The organism is Teichococcus aestuarii, assembly GCF_042651065.1.
Taxonomy (GTDB): Bacteria; Pseudomonadota; Alphaproteobacteria; order Acetobacterales; family Acetobacteraceae; genus Pseudoroseomonas; species Pseudoroseomonas aestuarii.
Genome location: NZ_JBHSCH010000066.1, coordinates 21,836 through 38,327, shown reverse-complemented (window position 1 = coordinate 38,327; position 16,492 = coordinate 21,836). Strand labels below are relative to the sequence as shown.

The following is a 16,492-nucleotide window of genomic DNA, read 5'->3' as shown; positions in this document are numbered from 1 at the left end:
TGGCGATTACTTCGCCCGTCAATGCCAGAACTGAAGCTTTCTTCCGAAAACCCGCCGCGCCACAAACCAACAACACAGCAGGGCGCGCCTTCTAGGACGACACCCGCACCGTGTCAAAGGGATTCTTCCGCAGAGGTCACCGCAGATGGGATGCAGTCCGCCCGGCTACAAGGGGGAGAGGATAGCCCCGCCATCTTCATCGCCTGAGCGCGGATCTCCTACCCGGCGGCGATCTCCCCCGAGGCGCCGGGTGCCAGCGGCCCCGAAGAGAGAAGGTGGGCCGCCCTTCGTTCCTGCATATTCAGGGCCTTTCCCTCCGCTGAGACCAGGAGACCCGACCCCTCGGCCGCAGCAATATCCCGCTCCATGAGCATGGAACTGGCAGGCTGGGCGCCCAGGTCTGGCTGCCGAGCGGGCCGGCGCAGAGCGGGATTCGCGCGCAAGGCGGCGGCTGCTCCTGCCCTCCGCGCAGCCGGAGGACGGCTTCAGCCCATCCTTCCGCCTCCGGCCGCCTGGCCCCGAGGCGGCTTCTCACCGCCTGCAGGCGGAAGCCCTCCCCAAGCGGCCACTCCACCGCCACCACGCGGTGGCTTGGTGCGTCCGCGCGCTTCCAGGCCGCTCTGGCAGGCTCTCAGCGAGGCGCGAGGACGCGGCCCCGGTGTGCCGGACTCGGACAGCAGCACCCGCGCGGCACCCCGCGACCAGAGCGCCGGCGCCGGCCGGCAAGCCCCCGCCATAGCGGCGACGGAAGGCCGGATGTCATGCAGGCTCCATCCTTGGGGTGGGGCGCTCGCGGCAAGGCGCGGATTTGGATGGCATAAAAAAACCCCGCGGGGCCTGGCCTGCGGGGGGAATTCTGAGGTGCGGGCGTCAGCGGCTCCGCGCGGGCGGATCGCGGCTCAGGCCCCGCGCGGCCAGCTCGGCCTCATAGGCGGCCCAGCGCTTCGCCTGCTCCCGGCCCAGCGTGTGGAGATAGTCCCAGGTATAGATGCCGCTGTCATGCAGGTCGTCGAACACTAGGCGAACGGCGTAGTGGCCCACCGGCTCAATCCGCAGGATGCCCACGGCGCGGCGGCCGGAGACGATCTTCTTCTGCCCCGGCCCATGCCCCTGCACCTCGGCGGAGGGGCTCTCCACCCGCAGGTATTCCGCCCGCAGCGTGAAGCTCTGGCCGTCCTCGTAGCGGATGTCGAGGCAGCGCTCGGCCCGCCGCAGGCGGATCTCGGTGGGCGCCGCCATCAGCCGCCGAGGCGCCGTGCCTCGTCCGGCAGCATGATCGGGATGCCGTCGCGGATCGGGTAGGCGAGGCCTGCCTGCTCGCTCACCAGCTCGCCGCGCTCCCGGTCGTAGCGCAGCGGGCCCTTGGTGACAGGGCAGACCAGGATCTCCAGCAGGCGGGGATCGATGGGGCCACCCGGCGGGGCGGCGGAGGTGGGGTCGGAAGGGTTCATGGTGCTCATTCCTCGGGATTCCTGCGCCCGGCGGGGCTGCCCGTCAACTGTGGCGGCGGCACCTGGACTTCAGCTGGGGCGGTCGGCGCCGGCGGCGGGGCCCGCGCTGTCCATCCGCAGCAGCGCCACCAGCATCGCGGCGCGCGCCGCCAAGTCCGGCGCCTCCAGCAGGGCCTGCTTCTCCGCCTCCCCGAAGGGGCAGATCATGCAGAGCGTGGTCACCAGCATGGCGGGCGGCGTACGCTCGATCGCCGTCCAGTCCGCCTCGATGCGCCGCGCCTGGAAATAGGGGCGCAGCGCCGCCAGCAGCGCCTCGCGGTCCACTGCGGCGTCAGACACGGGCTGGGCGTCGGCGGGAAAGGCGGCATGGTCGGCGCGCACGCGGCGGTAGCCGCGCGGGCTGTCGGGCAGTTCCTCCAGCACGCGGAAACGGTGCGTGCCGAGCAGGGTGACCAGGTAACGCCCGTCCCCCGTCTCGGAGAAGGAGGCGATCCGCCCCAGGCAGCCGGCACGGTAGAGGGTGGAGCGCCCCTGCGGCCGGGGCTTGGCCGGGTCGGGCAGCACCATGCCAATCAGCCGGCCCCGCCCCAGCGCATCCTCGACCATGGCCAGATAGCGCGGCTCGAAGATGTTGAGGGGCAGCCGGCCGCCGGGCAGCAGCAGCGCGCCCGCCAGGGGAAACACCGGTATCTCCGCCGGCGGCTCCCCTGCCGGGGCCTCGGGCCGGGAATGGTCGGTGTCCATGCCCGGCCCTCCGGGCTCAGCGGAACAACAGGGTAGAGAGGCCGCGGCGCGCCTTCACCGTGGCCGGGTCCATCGGGCCCCAGGCCTCGAAGAACTTCAGCAGCTGCTTGCGCGCCGCCTCCTCGTTCCAGGCGCGGTCGCGCTTGATGGCCTCCAGCAGCGCCTCGGCAGCCTCGGCGCGCTTCTCCATGGCGTTCAGCGCCACCGCCAGCTCGATCCGTGCCTCGTGGTCGTCCGGATCAGCGGCGAGGCGGTTCTCGAACTCGGCCAGGCGCTCCCGCGCCTTGCGGCCCTCGGCGGCCAGTTCCAGCGCGCTGCGCACGCCGGCAACCTCGGCATGGCTGCGCAGCTTCTCCGGCACCGCCTCCAGCACCTGGAGGGCGCGCTCCTCCTCGCCCATCGCCATCAGGGTGCGGGCGAGGCCGGCCAGCGCCTCGGCATTCTCCGGCTCCTGCTGCGCCACGGCAGCATAGATCTCGAGCGCCGTCTGGTGGTCGCCCTCCTCGGTGGCCTGCTTGGCCTCGGCCAGCAGGTCGGCCGCCGGCATCTGGCCGCCGGCCGCCTTCAGCAGGGTCTCGATGAACTTCTTCAGCTCGGATTCCGGCAGGGCGCCCTGGAACAGGTCGGCGATCTGGCCCTGCCAGAAGGCCACCACCGTCGGCACGGATTGCAGCGGCAGGCCCATCTGGCTCAGCTGCTGCACCAGGCCGCGATTCTGGTCGATGTCGATCTTCACCAGGCGCACGCGGCCCTGGGCGGCGGTCACCGCCCTCTCCAGCGCCGGCGTCAGCTGCTTGCAGGGGCCGCACCAGGTCGCCCAGAAATCCACCAGCACGGGGACTTCGCGGCTGGCCTGCACCACGTCCTGCATGAAGGACTTGGCATCGCCATCCTTGATGATGTCGGCACCGCCGGTAGCGGCAGGGTTGGGGCGGTTCGGGTCGAGGATCGTATCCATGGGGGCACCAGCTCCGGTCTTCCTGCCTGCCATAGATGCGCCGGTCGGGCTCCGGCGCAAGGCGGGAGCCTGAATTCCCCGCGCCGCCTCAACCGGCCGGCGCGGGCGGAGGCAGGTCCAGCACCTCCGGCGCGTGGCCGAGGGCGCGCAGGAAGCGCAGCAGGCCGTCCGGCGCCAGGGCGGTGGTGGCGGTGTTCACCAGCGGATGGAAATGCACCCGCTCCACCCCCTCCAGCAGCGCGCGGTCGATCGCCACCCGCACCCGGCCGGGCCGCGCGTTGACCAGCCCGAAGGGCGTCACCGAGCCCGGCCGCACGCCGAGCTCCGCCCACAGCGCCTCGGGCGGCGCGAGCTGGCCGCGCGGCGCGCCGAGCTGCCGCAGCAGCGCGTTGATCGAGAGCCGCCGATCCTCCTCCAGCACGGCCAGGATGAAGGGGCCGGCCTCGCGGGGGCGCAGGAACAGGTTCTTGGCATGGGCGCCGGGCAGGCTGCCGCGCAGCGACTTGCTCTCCGCCACGGTGTGCAGCGGCGGGTGATGCACCGTCTCGGCGGCGATGCCGAGAGCGGCGAGGCGGGCCAGCAGCCCCTCCGGCGTCTCGGCCGGGGCGCCGCTGGCCAGGGGCGGAAGGAGGGAGGGGTCTTCGCTCTGCATCCCGCCTCTCTGCCGCCTCCGCGCGCGGGCGTCGAGCGGGAGCGCGCCGCCTCAGGCCGCCACCTCATGCACCGTCAGCCCCGGCGCGGCGGGCGGCGCCCCCTCCAGGAGGCGCAGCGCGGCGCGCAGCCCCGCCTCCCCCGCCCGCCAGCGGCGCGCGAGGCTGTCGGCGGAGAAGTCGAACAGCTTGCCGGGCCCGGCATCCTCCGGCGTGGCGTGGTAGCCCAGGCGCACCACCGTGGCGGCGCCGGGGCCGGCCGCGGCGGCCAGGGCGGGCGCCAGCGCGGGATCGGCGCGCAGCCCGGCGGGCAGCCGCTCCGCCACCGCCTGCAGCGCGGCGCGCAGCCGCAGCGCCCTTCCCTGCCCTTCCAGGATGCGCTGGGTCTGGTTGCCGAAGGCCAAGTCCCCGGCCCGGGACAGCGAATCGCTCAGCGAGCGGGGCACCTGGCCCGAGGCGGCGAACAGCTCCGCCACCAGGCACAGCACCGGCGAGGTGTCGTCCGTGTCGAACACCAGGTCGAGCGGCGTGTTGGCGGAGAGGCCGCCATCGCCGAGCAGCCGGCCCTCGACCCTGGACGGCGCGAAGAGCGGCGGCAGGCCGCAGGCGGCCACGATGTGCTCGGGCCCGATCCGGTCTCCGCGCCCCGTGTCGAACACCACGCGCTCGCCGCTCGTCAGGTCGGTCGTCACCACGCTGAGGCGCGGCGCGCCGGCATTGAGAAGCGCGAAATCCACCAGCTCCGGCAGGCGCCGCCGCAGGGGCGCGAGGTCGTGCAGCGCGGCGCCGTCCTGCGGCAGGAAGCCGGCCCAGTGGCGCGGCAGGAACAGCCCCGGCCGGCCGAGCAGCAGGGTCTGCAAGGCGGCGGCATCGTGGCCGGCGCGGCGCAGCGGGACCGCCGCCAGGCTGAAGGGAAAGCCGGGCGGCAAAAGCGCCGCGGGCGCCGGCGCCGATGCGACCGAGTCCCAGAATTCCCGCAGCCGCGCCACGCGCCGCTCCGGCGGGTTACCGGCGAGGATCGCCGCGTTGATGGCGCCCGCCGAGGACGCGGCCAGCCAGCCCGGGCGCGGGCTGCCCGCCGCCTCCAGCGCCGCGCACAGCCCGGCCTCGAACGCGCCCAGCGCGATGCCGCCCGAGAGCACCAGGGCTGTCCGCATCAGGCGCGCCCCGATGGCCGGCACGGCGCCGGAGCGGCGGGCGGCGGGGCGGAGGCGGCGCAAGGCAGGCTCTGCGGGGTCATGGGTGCTCCTGGCCGTGGAAGGAGAGCGGCGGCCCGCCCCGGAAGGGGGGAGGCGGCCGGCCCACAGGCGCAACCGGAGCGCCATTGCCCGGTTGCCTTTTTCCCACATCCGCCACGACAACCCCGAGGAGGCCGCCATGACACACGCTTTCCGCAGCCGCTCCGCCATCCTTGCCGCCGGCCCGGCCGGCCCTGGCGATGACGCGCCCCCCGGCACGCCCGGCACCGGCGAGGATGTCTGCCCCGATTGCCAGGGGCAGGGGCGCCTTGGCGGCCAGGAATGCCCGACCTGCCAGGGCACCGGCATCGTGACGAAGGGGGTTGGCGGCGCCTGAGGAGCGCCTCACCTGCCGATTGCAGCGGCGGGGGCGCCCCACGGGACAGGCCACCGCCGCAGGAAAGGATGATCATGCCGGGCTTCGCCTTCGACAACAGCTATGCGCGCCTGCCGGGCCGCTTCTATGCGCAACGCCCCCCCACCCCGGTGGCCGCGCCGCGCCTGCTGCGGCTGAACGCCGCGCTGGCGGAGACGCTGGGGCTGGAACCGGCCTTCCTCGCCAGCCCCGAGGGCGTCGCCATCCTCGCCGGCAATGCGGTGCCGGAGGGGGCGGCCTCGCTGGCGATGGCCTATGCCGGGCACCAGTTCGGCCAGTTCGTGCCGCAGCTGGGCGACGGGCGCGCCCTGCTGCTGGGCGAGGTGGTGGGGCGCGACGGCCAGCGGCGCGACATCCAGCTCAAGGGCTCTGGCCTCACCGCCTTCTCCCGCCAAGGCGACGGGCGGGCGGCGCTCGGCCCGGTGCTGCGCGAATACATCCTGGCCGAGGCCATGGCGGCGCTCGGCATTCCCACCACCCGCGCCCTGGCGGCGGTGGCCACCGGGGAGACGGTGCGGCGCGAGCGGGCCCTGCCCGGCGGCGTGCTGGTGCGGGTGGCGTCCAGCCACATCCGCGTCGGCACCTTCCAGTTCTTCGCCGCGCGGCAGGATCTGGAGGGGCTGCGCCTGCTGGCCGACCACACCATCGCCCGGCACGACCCGCATCTGGCCGGCAGCCCCGCCCCCTATCTCGGCCTGCTGGAGGCGGTGGTGGCGCGGCAGGCGGATCTCGTGGCGCGCTGGCTGCTGGTGGGCTTCATCCACGGCGTGATGAACACCGACAACATGGCCCTCTCCGGCGAGACGATCGACTACGGCCCCTGCGCCTTCCTCGAAGGCTACGACCCGGCCACGGTGTTCAGCTCGATCGACCACTACGGGCGCTACGCCTATGGCAACCAGCCGCCCATCGCGCAGTGGAACCTGGCGCGGCTGGCCGAATGCCTGCTGCCGCTGCTGGCCGAGGACGAGGAGGAGGCGCTGGCGCAGGCGCGCGCGGCCCTGGGCGGCTTCTGGCCGCGCTTCGAGGCCGCCTGGCTCGATGGCATGCGCCGCAAGCTCGGCCTGGCGGAGGCGCGGGAGGAGGATGTGGCGCTGGTCCAGGACCTGCTGGACCGCATGACCAAGAACAAGGTGGACTTCACCCTGTTCTTCCGCGCGCTCGGCGATGCGGCGGCGGACCCGGCGGCCGATGCCGCGGCGGCCACGCTGTTCGAGGACCCCGCCGCCTACCAGGGCTGGGCCACCGGCTGGCGGCAGCGCCTGACGCAGGAAGGCGCCACGCCCGAGGCACGGCGCGACGCGATGCGGGCGGTGAACCCCCTCTACATCCCGCGCAACCACCAGGTGGAGGCGGCGCTGTCCGCCGCGGTGGAGCGGCAGGATCTCGCCCCCTTCGAGGCGCTGCTGGAGGTGCTGGCCCGCCCCTTCGAGGAGCGGCCGGGGCTGGAGGGCTACACCCTGCCGCCCCAGCCGCAGGAGCGCGTGCTGCAGACCTTCTGCGGCACCTGAGCGGGGCCACCGCTCAGGGGGGGGTGTAGGCGCTGCCATCCTCCGCCCGGCGTGGCGCCGCGACATAGCGGCCATCTGGCGGCACGGCCAGCTCGGTGAACGCATCCGCCAGCCGGTGCAGCGCTGCGCGCATTGCCTCGCCCTGCATGGCACGGCCGTGGCCTGGCACCACCCGCTCCGGCTCCAGCGGCGCCAGCCGGGCCACGGAGGCCGCCGCGGCCTGCCAGTCATGGGTGTAGTATTGCGGCGGGCCGTGCAGCGCAGGCTCCTGCACCGCCGAGGCGTAGGCGGATTCGCTGGTGGTGGTGACGAAGGCATCGCCGGCGATCAGCGTGCGGTCCGCCTCGCGCCAGAGCGAGACATGCCCCACCGAATGGCCGGGCGTGTGCAGCCACCGCCAGCCCGGCAGGCCGGGCACGCCGCCATCCTCCGGCAGGGCGTGCAGGCGCGGCCGCAGATCCACCGGCCCGCGCGGATAGAGCGGCGAGAGCCAGGCCATGGCCCCGCCGCCGACCGTGGGGTCGGGCGGTGGATAGGCGCTCCGCCCGTCGAGATAGGGCATCTCCAGCGGATGGGCATAGACGGGCACGTCCCACCCCGCCGCCAGCTCGGCGGCGCTGCCCACATGGTCGAAATGCCCATGGGTCAGGATGATGGCCGCCGGCGGCCGGTCCTCGCCGAAGCGCTCGGCGGCGGCGCGGCGGATGCGCCCGGCCATGCCGCCGATGCCGGCATCCACCAGCACCCAGCCCGGCGCCCCCGGCTGGCCGACAAGCACCACGTTGACGAAGAGCAGCCGCAGGAACGCCACATCCTCCGCCGCCGCCAGTGTGCCTCCCTCCGCCGCCTCGGCGAGGATGCTGTCTTTGTCGAGGGGAAGTTGCCGCGCCATGGTTCCTCGCCTTGCCTGTGGAGGAGGACATCCGCCGGTCAGACCGCGCCGCCTCCTGCGCATAACCGGCCATGCCGCGCCCGGTTCGCCGGCGGCTCCGCCACGCCCCGACCCCCCTGCCGCCCGAGCGGAGGCATGACAAAATTTCCATGAAGAAATTTGCTCGGCGGACCTTGCGGAGCCCCATCGGCTATGAGATATCCCCGCCACGCCAGACGGAGCGCGGGCGTAGCTCAGGGGTAGAGCACAACCTTGCCAAGGTTGGGGTCGAGGGTTCGAATCCCTTCGCCCGCTCCAAATTCTCTTAGAGAATACAGGCGTTTAGCAAAGGCTCGCTTCGGCGGGCCTTTTCTGCGTCTGGGGCCGCGGAAGCAGGGCGGAACCAATCGACGAATTTTATCTTCCGCCGACTCCTCATGGTAAGCTCCACCTATGCTGCGTTCCATGCCACTGGGGCAGAGATGGCGACCACGCTGCGGATCGAGCCCGACAAGCTGGAGACGCTGAAGATCATGGCCCATCGACGCGGCATGAGGGTCAATGAGATGGTGCTGGTGGCTATCGACGAGTACGTGGCAACAGCGGCCAGGTGAAGGGAATGGCCATGAATCTGCCCAGCGCCCGCATCCCCACTACCCTGACGGCTTTTGGTAAGCCCAGCGTGGCGCTCGTGCCGGCCGAGGTGACCTCAGTTCGCTGGCTTACCTTTGAGAAAAAGGAGGGCACGGCCTTGGCATGGGGTGATGAGCTCTGGATTGGCGGTGGCGGAATCGAGATGAAGGTTGGATTTGAGAATCCGGGCCACGCCAAGGCCTGCTTCGACTGACTCCTGGAGTGCATGAAGCAGCGTCCTCAGCGTACCTGACAATGCCAGTTACAGGACACGATAGGGGAGCGGGCTCTCATAACCGATGAACCTGCGCCTGTCCGCCTCAGGCACAAGACTTTGGCCCAGCCTCCAAGCGACTTTGCGCAGTGGGAACTGGTCTAGCTGATCTGCTGGCGCGCGTTGAGCCAGGAACACTGACCGGGCCGGCAGAACGTAAAAAGGGGCCTTCCGGCCCCTTTGATCGACTGACAGTCTTGCTCCTGTCGTTAGGAGCGGTGCGCTCCGGTCTGCATCGGAGGATATGCGGAGTGGGTTTCGGCTTCGATGCGTTCGCGCGCCCGATGCCAGTACTGCTCCGCCCCTCCCTCTGGTTGGCCGTCGGCCTCCCACATCAGAAAGGCTCGCTCCCGAACGAGATCATCAGGCTTCTTTTCTGTGTTGTTTTGTTCTGTATTGGACATGTCGCTTCTCCTGGTCGAAGCCGTTGGCACAGTAGCACGTCGCTCAACCAACAGATGCAACAATAAGTGTCCGACGGACACGATAGGGGAGGGCGTTTACCTTCCCCTGTCGCTGATCAGGGTCGCGCAGGGCCTAGAAACCCCGTGAAGTCCCCCTTCAGCGCCTTGAGGAGAGCCTGCCCGGACTGCAAGTTGTAGGCCCTGCGGGCGAAGGTCTGGTTCTCCGGCTGCCCTTCAGTCAGCGCGGCCTGCGCGCTGGTGCCGCTGGACTTGCCTGCCGGCTTGTTCGTCTCGCCGGCCCTGCCCCGGGCGGGCGCCTGCGCCGGCGCCTCCGGCACCTCCGCCGTCCGCAGCCGCGCCTTCCGCACCTTCACGAGCTCGGCTTGCACCTCCAGCCAGTTTCCGCCGCGTTCGCCGTTGGACCGCACCGCCCTCAGGTTGGTGAACCCCATGTCGGGGTAGAGCATCTGCCCGGTGCTGATCGTTACCAGAGCGCGCCGCTTGTGCATCTCGCGGAGCTGAGGCGTTGGACAGCCGGTACTTCCGCTCGTCGTTTACTGCCTCCGTGCGCTCGCGGTCGGCGGCCGAAGGCAGGAACGTGCTGTAGCCTTGTGCCATGCTGTAATCCGCGTCGTTGCGGCTATCAGGCGGGATGATGTCGGTGCGGAGCTCGGTCTTGCTCATCGTGTCATTCCTCGCTGCCACCGCGGCGCGCAGCTCTTCTTATGAGGGAAAGCCCGAGCAGTGAGCCTGCTTCCGCATGGCCCGAGGCATCGGGGCGTTTTTCAGAATGTGATTGCGGGCTGCGTAGCCCTTGAACTTCGCCATCGTGATAGCTCACCATCGCCCGCATGCGCTCCAGCGCAGACGTCTCACCCCGCCCATGCACCAGCACCCCCGCCACCGCATTGGCCAAGTCGTCGTGCCCACCTGGAGAATGGTCGATCGAGTCCCGCCCACTGCGCGACGTGCGACGCTCCAGCCCGAAGATCTGAGCGGCGAGGCGCGGAACATCGAGGAGCTCGCACTGCCCGGAGTTCAGCATCGGCAGCAGGTCGCGGTAGATGTCCGACTCCGGCTTATCCGCTAAGTTGTACTGAATGCCGTGCTTGCGAAATGGCTTGTGGCAGAATTCACCGCCGTAGCGATCCCCGGTCACCCGGCTGATGCGGTAGCTCTTCAGCAGCGTGGCGAACTCCTCCACCGTCTGCTCCGGGCTGAAGGGCGGCTTCACCTCGCGCACCGCATCCAGCACCACGCGCCGTGGCCCGATTCCCCTTCCCTCCTGGCGCGCGATCGCCAGCGTCATGCTGTCGCTGGTGCCACCTGAGGGGTCGACAAAGGCCCGGTAAGCATTCCGCGTGATGTACGGCACCTCGTAGCGCCCAGGCGGCGTGCAGGCATCGACCACCTCGCGCGCCACGAAGGCGGCGATGTCGTTCCGGAACTCGGCCCCGTACTCAGCCGACGCGGCCTCCGCATCATCCTCATAGGCCTGGGCGATGATGTCTGGATCAATCCGGTGGTTCATCTCCTGCGTGGTGCCGCGCCAGACCAGCACCCGGGCGCCATCCTGCCCGTAATGGCGCTTCCACAGATTGTAGAGTAGGCCCCGCTTGGCATAGGGCGAGGAAGCCAGCAGCAGCATGGCACCCGGGATGGTGCTCAGACCCGGCCGGAGGGCTTTGATGATCTCCTCGTCCGGATTGGCACTCTCCTCGCTGCGCCAGTAAGAGACTTCATCACAGAGCACCGCCGCATAGGTATAGCCGCGGGTGACCCGAAAGGAGGCGGTGGCGATCTCGATGATCACCCGGTTGTTGAGCACGATGCTCTCGGCGGTCTCGTTCTCCACCATGCTCTGCAGCAGGCCGATGCTGTTCAACGCGCCGGAGATGTAGCGGAAGATCGACCCGGCCTGCTTCTGGTTGGCGGCGATGACTGCGATGGTCGCCACCTCGCCAGGCGCCAGGTACTCCTCGTAGCTGCGGAAGGTGGCCAGGTAGGTGGCGATGAACGCTACCACGCGGCTTTTCCCCGCCCGGCGGCCGCACACCAGCACGGCTTCCTTGCTGGCACCGCCAGGGAGCGCCGTACGGCCCGTGTGGTGGCGGTAGATGGCTTCCTGCGCCTCATTCATGGGCAGGGCCGAACAGAGCCGCCAGGAAAGCCTTCCAGCCGCCCCAGCTCTCCCCGCGGAAATGCGTCCCAAACAGGTTGGGATCGTCCATCGCCTTGATGATGGTCATGGCCCGGGCCGGCATCAGGCGGCGGCTCCGCGCCCGCCAGCGGCACCCTGGGCCACCCGCTCAGCAGCGTACTCCGCCAGCGTCTTCGGCGGACCCAGCGCTTTGCCCTCCAGCCCGAGCTGCCGCAGCGTGCGCGTCAGCGTGTTGCTCCAGGCGAGATAAGTGCGGCTGTCGTACTCAGTCATCGCCCGGCCGCCGGCGGTTTTGGCATCGATCTACGCCATATGGAGCGAGAGCCAGACGCAACGGTCGATGAGCGCCACCTGTGTGGCGGAGGGCTTTCCACCGACATGCGCGAACAGCTCTGCGCGCAGATCCCGCATCAGCCGTGCCTCACGGGTGCGGCCACCCATCTTCTGTAAGCTGCGGGCGCGGGAATATGGTCCGATGCGAGGCATATAGGCACCGTATCGGTGCCCTATCTGCCCCTCAATCGGAATTTTACCCTCTAAATCAGATAGTTATTCTGCGGCTTTCCGGGGTTTTCCGGCGTTGGATAAGGCTCAGGAGGAGCGGCTATCCCGCAGGATCCGGAATGCACTGGCCGTGCCGATGTTCAGCCGGCGGGCTATCTCCGCGACCGCCACACCCTGCGCATGGAGAGCCAGGACCTCAGAAGCCTTGGCACGGGCAGTTGGAGCGCGGCCCTTGTACTTCCCGGCCGCCTTCGCTGCGGAAATTCCCTCCCGCTGCCGCTCCAGCACCAGGTCCCGCTCAAAGGCCGCAATGGCTGCGAGCATGGTCAGCAGGAGCTTCCCCGTGGCGCCGCGGGTGTCCACTGGTTGACCACCCATGGAGAGGACCAGCAGGGCCACGCCGCGCTTCTCAAGGTCGGTCACGATGGAGAGGAGATCGGCGGTGGAGCGGGCCAAGCGGTCAGGCTTGGTGACCACCAGCACGTCCCCAGACCGAACGAAGCGCAGCGCCTCGGCGAGCCGGGCGCGATCGGCGGCAACGGAGGATACCCGCTCCGCATAGATCTTCTCGCAGCCAGCGGCGCGGAGATCGCGCTCCTGGGCATCGAGGCCAGCTTCCTGCTCTGCCGTGGAGGTTCGGGCATATCCGATGAGCATCAGACGATCTGTGTCACTAGATTGGGTGGCGGATTATGATCGGACCAAAAATCAAAAGTAAACTTCAGTGATCCGGTTTTAGGGCCAAAGCTGCGCTGCCGCCGCCCTCCCACTAGGCCTGCCCTAGTGAGAGGAAGGACACGATGTAACGAGTATGAGAACAGCCTGCCGGCATGGTCTCTCGGTGCAGTACCGGACAGAGATTAGCCGGCGATGATGCGAGGTCTCCCGAGCCGGATCTCTCTGAGCAGAGTTCAGAAACGGCTTGATGCTGGAGCGGGACTGTTGGAAGGCGAGCGCCGCAAGCTTGTGTTCATGGCCAGAAGGCAAAACCGGCTTTTGGACTCTAAAGGCCCGCCTCTCGTTGCTTATTGATTTCTTCACTCAAGTCGTCCTGCTGCAGGCCCAAGCGCCTCGGAGAGAATTCAGGCTTACACAGCCTCGCAGACGAATAGGGGCCCACTCGATGAGCGCCTTAGGAGGGAGCAATGCTGATCATCGGTATGGTTAAGATCGCAGCCACGACTGGCAGCACATTGCTGGTCCTCTGGATGCTGTCGCTGTTGAGCGTCTGAAGGAGATCGTAGCGGCAAGCTGGCAGAATGAAGCCCACATGTCGGAGTGTCGACACGTCGACGTGGTAGGCCCTCTCCAGCGGAAGCACCGGCAGGGGGGGGCATTTTCTTCTTCGAGCAGGCCTTTTGAACCCTTCCAAGCCCCCTCTTCCTACCCCTCAACGGTGGTTTGCGACACATGCGACAGGTCAGGGATATGATCGCCCACGCGTGCGCGTGCGTGACAGGAGAATGGGAACAAGCGTCGAATGTGTCGCAACGCCGGTTCACTCGTCCCGCTCCTGCCAGTGGCGTTGGACTTCGACCTTCACTCGCAGACCTTGGAAGCCTCGGCCGCGGATGCCGTCGCTATCTTTGACTGGAGTGAACTCTGGCGCTGAAGAGTCTGGCTGAATCGTTTGGCGCTGCCGACTTCCTCGCCGCGTGCCAGGGCGTAGGCCCGCAGTAGTGTCGACGTAGTGGGGCGGGCAATTGCTCACCTCGCAGCATTCGTCCAGCCACTGCCGTACAGCATCCTGGTCGCTGAAATACTCCGCTGTCGCCTCCACGACCTTCGGCTGCTCCAGGCCGTGCTTCTGCCATGCAAGGCAGCCCTCGATTATCCCCCGCAGGATGCCCGGCCATTCGGCGCGCAGCTTACTGGTTCTTGTCAGGCCGCCAATCTCGTCATCTCATCTACGCCATACACCTCATCGGGGGTTTGCCCTGCCAGGGTGCTGTGTGGGCGTCCGGCGTTGTAGTAGCCGATCCACTTCGACAGCCCGGCCCGCAGTTCCGAGCCGGTCTCGAAGGCATGCAGGTAGACGCACTCGTACTTCAGGCTGCGCCACAGCCGTTCGGTGAAGATATTGTCCATCCAGCGGCCGCGGCCGTCCATCGAGATGCGCACCCCGGCCTGCTGCAGCAGGCCGGCGAAGCGCGGCGAGGTGAACTGGCTGCCCTGGTCGGTCTTGAAGATCTCCGGCCGCCCGAACCGCGCCATGGCCTCCTCCAACACCTCGAGGCAGAACTCCACTTCCATGGTGTTCGACACCCGCCTGGCCAGTACCTTGCGCGTCGCCCAGTCCATCACTACGACCAGGTAGAGAAAGCCGCGCCGCATCGGCAGGTAGGTGATGTCGGCGCACCAGACCTGATTGGGCCTCTCGATGATTAGATCCCGCAGCAGGGAGGGGAAAATCCGGTGCTCGGGGTTCGGCACCGTCGTCTGCGGCCGCTGGTAGATCGGCGCCAGGCCGATCTTCGCCATCAGACGCCGGATGCGCTTGCGGCCGACCGCATAACCCTCACGCCGCAGGTGCCGTGCCATCTGCCGCGAGCCATAGCAGGGCGTCTCCAGGAACTGCGCGTCGATCAGCCGCATCAGTTCCAGGTTCAGTGCCGTCTCGCCCGTGGGCCGGTGGTAGAACCCAGACCGGCTGATCGAGACCAGTTCGCATTACCGCACCACCGACAGCTTTGGGTGCTCCGGCTCGATCATCTGGCGCCGCCGCTCCAGGCTCATCGACCGGACGCTTTGGCCAAAAAATCCCGTTCCACCAGCAGCTGCCCGATCTTCGCGTGCAGCTTCTCGATATCCGCCTCAGCCGCCTTCGCGCTCTCCTGCGCCGCTGCCTTGCCGGAGAACACCGCCGTTAGCCCCTCCATGGCCTGCCGCTTCCAGTCGCCCACCATCGTCTGGTGAATGCCGTGCTTGGCCGCCAGCTGCGCCGTCGTCAGCTCACCCCGCAGCGCCTCCAGCGCCACCTTCGCCTTGAAATCCGCCGAATATCGCGTCCGCTTGCCCGTCATACGGGTCCGTCCTTCTCACATGGCGTAGATGAGATGACGAGATTGGCGGCCTGACAAGAACCAGGACCGAGCTTATCCAGGCCGTCAAACTGTCCGGCGGATGGGGACCACTTCAAGGCATACGAGGCTACAATGAATGCGCTGGGTCGTGAACGTCCTGCTTGAGTTGCCCGGCGTGGTCGCTGCGAAGGCGGCGATCACTGGTTAATCTCATGCCGAGTCTCCAAGGCTCCAGCCCAGAGACCATGCGCATCCGGTCGCACCTCCTCCACCGTTATCGGACCCGGCTGGATGGCACCGGCACGGAGGGCGTCTGGCGCGGCGGCCCCGAGCCGGCCGTTCACTGAGCGCCCGATTTCCTGTCCGACATGACAATCGGGTGGCCGGCGACATGCAACCGGATGCGTCCACGCGACAGGCGCAGCAGGCGAATCGGAGCGTTCTTTTCCTCCAGACGGCGGCGCAACAGCAGGAGCCTTGTCTCGAGGTTGTCCTTGAGCCCCGGCAGGCGTAGCGCTCTGTCGGTGCGGATCTCGCGGTTCGAGAAATCGACCTGTCCGGCGCTGAGGAATGCCTCCAGCATGTGAATGAGGATCCGGCCAGGCACGCCCTTGATCAGGTAGTCGTGCTCGATGAAGACGCTGTCGTCATGGGCGTGGTGGACCACCCTGATATGTGGGCTGGCGACCTCCGATGGCCGTCGCGGTATGGGTGCATCCGGCGCAGCTTCGGCCGCATCCGCCTCGCTGAGCGCAATGGCCGCGGCAAGCTGGCGCGCGATGAGGGCCAGGGCGGCCTCATCCTCTGCCGAGAAGGCCAGCCGCTTCGGGCTTTCAAGGAAAAGAACGCCACGGATGCGCCCTTGCGTGGCCATGGGCAGCGCGATCTGGCTCATTGCGCCAGGCAAGCTCGGGAGGGCGACGGACCGCGTGCGGTTCTCCTGCTCCGACGAGGCCTCCACCGCGGCGCCGAAGCGCCGGAGGCGGCTTGCGTCGCTGACCCGGATGGCGCGGCCTTCCTTCCCTGAAAGGCCGATCAGACCCTCGCCGGGCAACACGTCGGCGCCAATGCCGGTGCGGCCGTAGCCACGGCTGCCGAGCGTGACGAAGCAGTCGCGGGCCGGGTCATGCAGCAGGATCATCGTGGCGCCATGCCGGAACGCGGCTTCCAGGGCATCGAGCGCGGCGTCGACAATCTCGCCGAGTTCCGTCCTGTCTGCGAACGCATCCACGACTGCTGCCATCCGCGGCAATGCACTGCCGCGCCATGCCTCCGGCGGAGCGGCCGCCAGGGGCGAGCGTACCGCCCGCAGCCCGAGCACCCGATGGATCGCAACGCCCCGCAACCGCATCACATCGGTCATTCCGACCTGCGCGCTTGTCGCCCGGAGGTCGGCTGCCATCCGCTCAAACACCGGGCCGCTGCCGACCGTCTCGCAATACTGCAGGTCCAGCCGGTACTGCGCGCCGTCATGCGGGTTCACAACCAGCAGCGCCGCGCGTGGATTCTCACGGATATTGCGAGCCGTCTTGGAGAAGAACTGGTCCGATAGCCCGACATGTTCGTCATCCAGCCGGGTGACATGCGAGAGATAGCTGATGTTGGGGGTGCCGTCGGCGCCGACCGTGCAGAGGATGGAGGGGATCACGCCCTCGAAACATGCGGCGAGCTCGGTCAGCGACAGGGTCATGGAT

Annotated in this window: 16 protein-coding genes, 1 tRNA gene and 2 pseudogenes; 5 read left to right on the top strand and 14 right to left on the bottom strand. The window is 68.8% G+C overall.

What is annotated here, in order from left to right:
- Positions 1-870 precede the first annotated feature (870 nt).
- The 6 genes from ACFOY6_RS19720 to ACFOY6_RS19695 all read right to left on the bottom strand — a co-directional run bounded on the left by ACFOY6_RS19720 (position 871) and on the right by ACFOY6_RS19695 (position 5,023).
- A complete protein-coding gene (locus ACFOY6_RS19720; RefSeq protein ID WP_379632305.1) occupies positions 871-1,239 on the bottom strand; it encodes a gamma-butyrobetaine hydroxylase-like domain-containing protein in 369 nt (122 codons plus the stop codon).
- Complete coding sequence (locus tag ACFOY6_RS19715; protein ID WP_379635867.1) at positions 1,239-1,451, bottom strand: Trm112 family protein; 213 nt, start codon at positions 1,449-1,451, stop codon at positions 1,239-1,241. The genes ACFOY6_RS19720 and ACFOY6_RS19715 overlap by 1 nt, the downstream gene beginning before the upstream one ends.
- A 69-nt stretch (positions 1,452-1,520) precedes the next feature.
- Entirely contained in the window at positions 1,521-2,195 is a 675-nt protein-coding gene (locus ACFOY6_RS19710) for an LON peptidase substrate-binding domain-containing protein (RefSeq protein WP_109519319.1), read from the bottom strand.
- Positions 2,196-2,211: 16 nt separating this feature from the next.
- Complete coding sequence (locus tag ACFOY6_RS19705; RefSeq protein WP_109519320.1) at positions 2,212-3,153, bottom strand: tetratricopeptide repeat protein; 942 nt, start codon at positions 3,151-3,153, stop codon at positions 2,212-2,214.
- Positions 3,154-3,241: 88 nt separating this feature from the next.
- Positions 3,242-3,805 (bottom strand): prolyl-tRNA synthetase associated domain-containing protein, encoded by a 564-nt coding sequence (locus ACFOY6_RS19700; RefSeq protein WP_109519321.1) that lies wholly within the window; start codon positions 3,803-3,805, stop codon positions 3,242-3,244.
- Positions 3,806-3,856: 51 nt separating this feature from the next.
- Positions 3,857-5,023, bottom strand: a complete 1,167-nt coding sequence (locus tag ACFOY6_RS19695; RefSeq protein WP_379652015.1) for a patatin-like phospholipase family protein — start codon at positions 5,021-5,023, stop codon at positions 3,857-3,859.
- Positions 5,024-5,180: 157 nt separating this feature from the next.
- Between ACFOY6_RS19695 and ACFOY6_RS19690 the strand changes: the two genes are divergently transcribed.
- Positions 5,181-5,378 carry a hypothetical protein gene (locus tag ACFOY6_RS19690; RefSeq protein ID WP_146202029.1) on the top strand — a complete coding sequence of 66 codons (198 nt, stop codon included), beginning with the start codon at positions 5,181-5,183 and terminating at the stop codon, positions 5,376-5,378.
- 74 nt (positions 5,379-5,452) lie between these two features.
- On the top strand, positions 5,453-6,928 hold the full coding sequence (locus ACFOY6_RS19685; RefSeq protein ID WP_379652014.1) for a protein adenylyltransferase SelO: 1,476 nt from the start codon (positions 5,453-5,455) through the stop codon (positions 6,926-6,928).
- 13 nt (positions 6,929-6,941) lie between these two features.
- Here the strand turns inward: ACFOY6_RS19685 and ACFOY6_RS19680 are convergent, their stop codons facing one another.
- Positions 6,942-7,820, bottom strand: a complete 879-nt coding sequence (locus tag ACFOY6_RS19680) for an MBL fold metallo-hydrolase (RefSeq protein WP_379652013.1) — start codon at positions 7,818-7,820, stop codon at positions 6,942-6,944.
- 222 nt (positions 7,821-8,042) lie between these two features.
- On the opposite strand from ACFOY6_RS19680, the gene ACFOY6_RS19675 reads away from it, so the two are divergent.
- The 3 genes from ACFOY6_RS19675 (at position 8,043) to ACFOY6_RS19665 (ending at position 8,646) form a co-directional block, all read left to right on the top strand.
- A tRNA-Gly gene (locus ACFOY6_RS19675) sits at positions 8,043-8,117 on the top strand.
- A 164-nt stretch (positions 8,118-8,281) separates the two neighbouring features.
- Positions 8,282-8,413, top strand: a complete 132-nt coding sequence (locus ACFOY6_RS19670; RefSeq protein WP_281262130.1) for a hypothetical protein — start codon at positions 8,282-8,284, stop codon at positions 8,411-8,413.
- A 5-nt stretch (positions 8,414-8,418) separates the two neighbouring features.
- Positions 8,419-8,646: a hypothetical protein gene (locus tag ACFOY6_RS19665; RefSeq protein WP_109519324.1), complete on the top strand. Its 228-nt coding sequence runs from the start codon at positions 8,419-8,421 to the stop codon at positions 8,644-8,646.
- A gap of 269 nt (positions 8,647-8,915) precedes the next feature.
- Here the strand turns inward: ACFOY6_RS19665 and ACFOY6_RS19660 are convergent, their stop codons facing one another.
- The 7 genes and pseudogenes from ACFOY6_RS19660 to ACFOY6_RS19630 form a co-directional block, all read right to left on the bottom strand.
- Positions 8,916-9,110, bottom strand: coding sequence for a DUF2934 domain-containing protein (locus tag ACFOY6_RS19660; RefSeq protein WP_109519325.1), 195 nt, complete (start codon positions 9,108-9,110; stop codon positions 8,916-8,918).
- Between the two features lie 116 nt (positions 9,111-9,226).
- Positions 9,227-9,622, bottom strand: a pseudogene (locus ACFOY6_RS19655) (phage baseplate protein); the annotation flags it as partial.
- 176 nt (positions 9,623-9,798) lie between these two features.
- The gene (locus ACFOY6_RS19650; RefSeq protein WP_379652012.1) at positions 9,799-11,250 is read right to left on the bottom strand and encodes a hypothetical protein; all 1,452 of its coding nucleotides are present in this window, start codon (positions 11,248-11,250) and stop codon (positions 9,799-9,801) included.
- Positions 11,251-11,373: 123 nt separating this feature from the next.
- A complete protein-coding gene (locus ACFOY6_RS19645; protein ID WP_379632293.1) occupies positions 11,374-11,544 on the bottom strand; it encodes a hypothetical protein in 171 nt (56 codons plus the stop codon).
- Between the two features lie 318 nt (positions 11,545-11,862).
- Positions 11,863-12,432 (bottom strand): recombinase family protein, encoded by a 570-nt coding sequence (locus ACFOY6_RS19640; protein ID WP_379632291.1) that lies wholly within the window; start codon positions 12,430-12,432, stop codon positions 11,863-11,865.
- Positions 12,433-13,656: 1,224 nt separating this feature from the next.
- Positions 13,657-14,798, bottom strand: a pseudogene (locus tag ACFOY6_RS19635) (IS3 family transposase).
- A gap of 340 nt (positions 14,799-15,138) precedes the next feature.
- The gene (locus ACFOY6_RS19630) at positions 15,139-16,488 is read right to left on the bottom strand and encodes a pyridoxamine 5'-phosphate oxidase family protein (RefSeq protein WP_379652011.1); all 1,350 of its coding nucleotides are present in this window, start codon (positions 16,486-16,488) and stop codon (positions 15,139-15,141) included.
- Positions 16,489-16,492 lie beyond the last annotated feature (4 nt).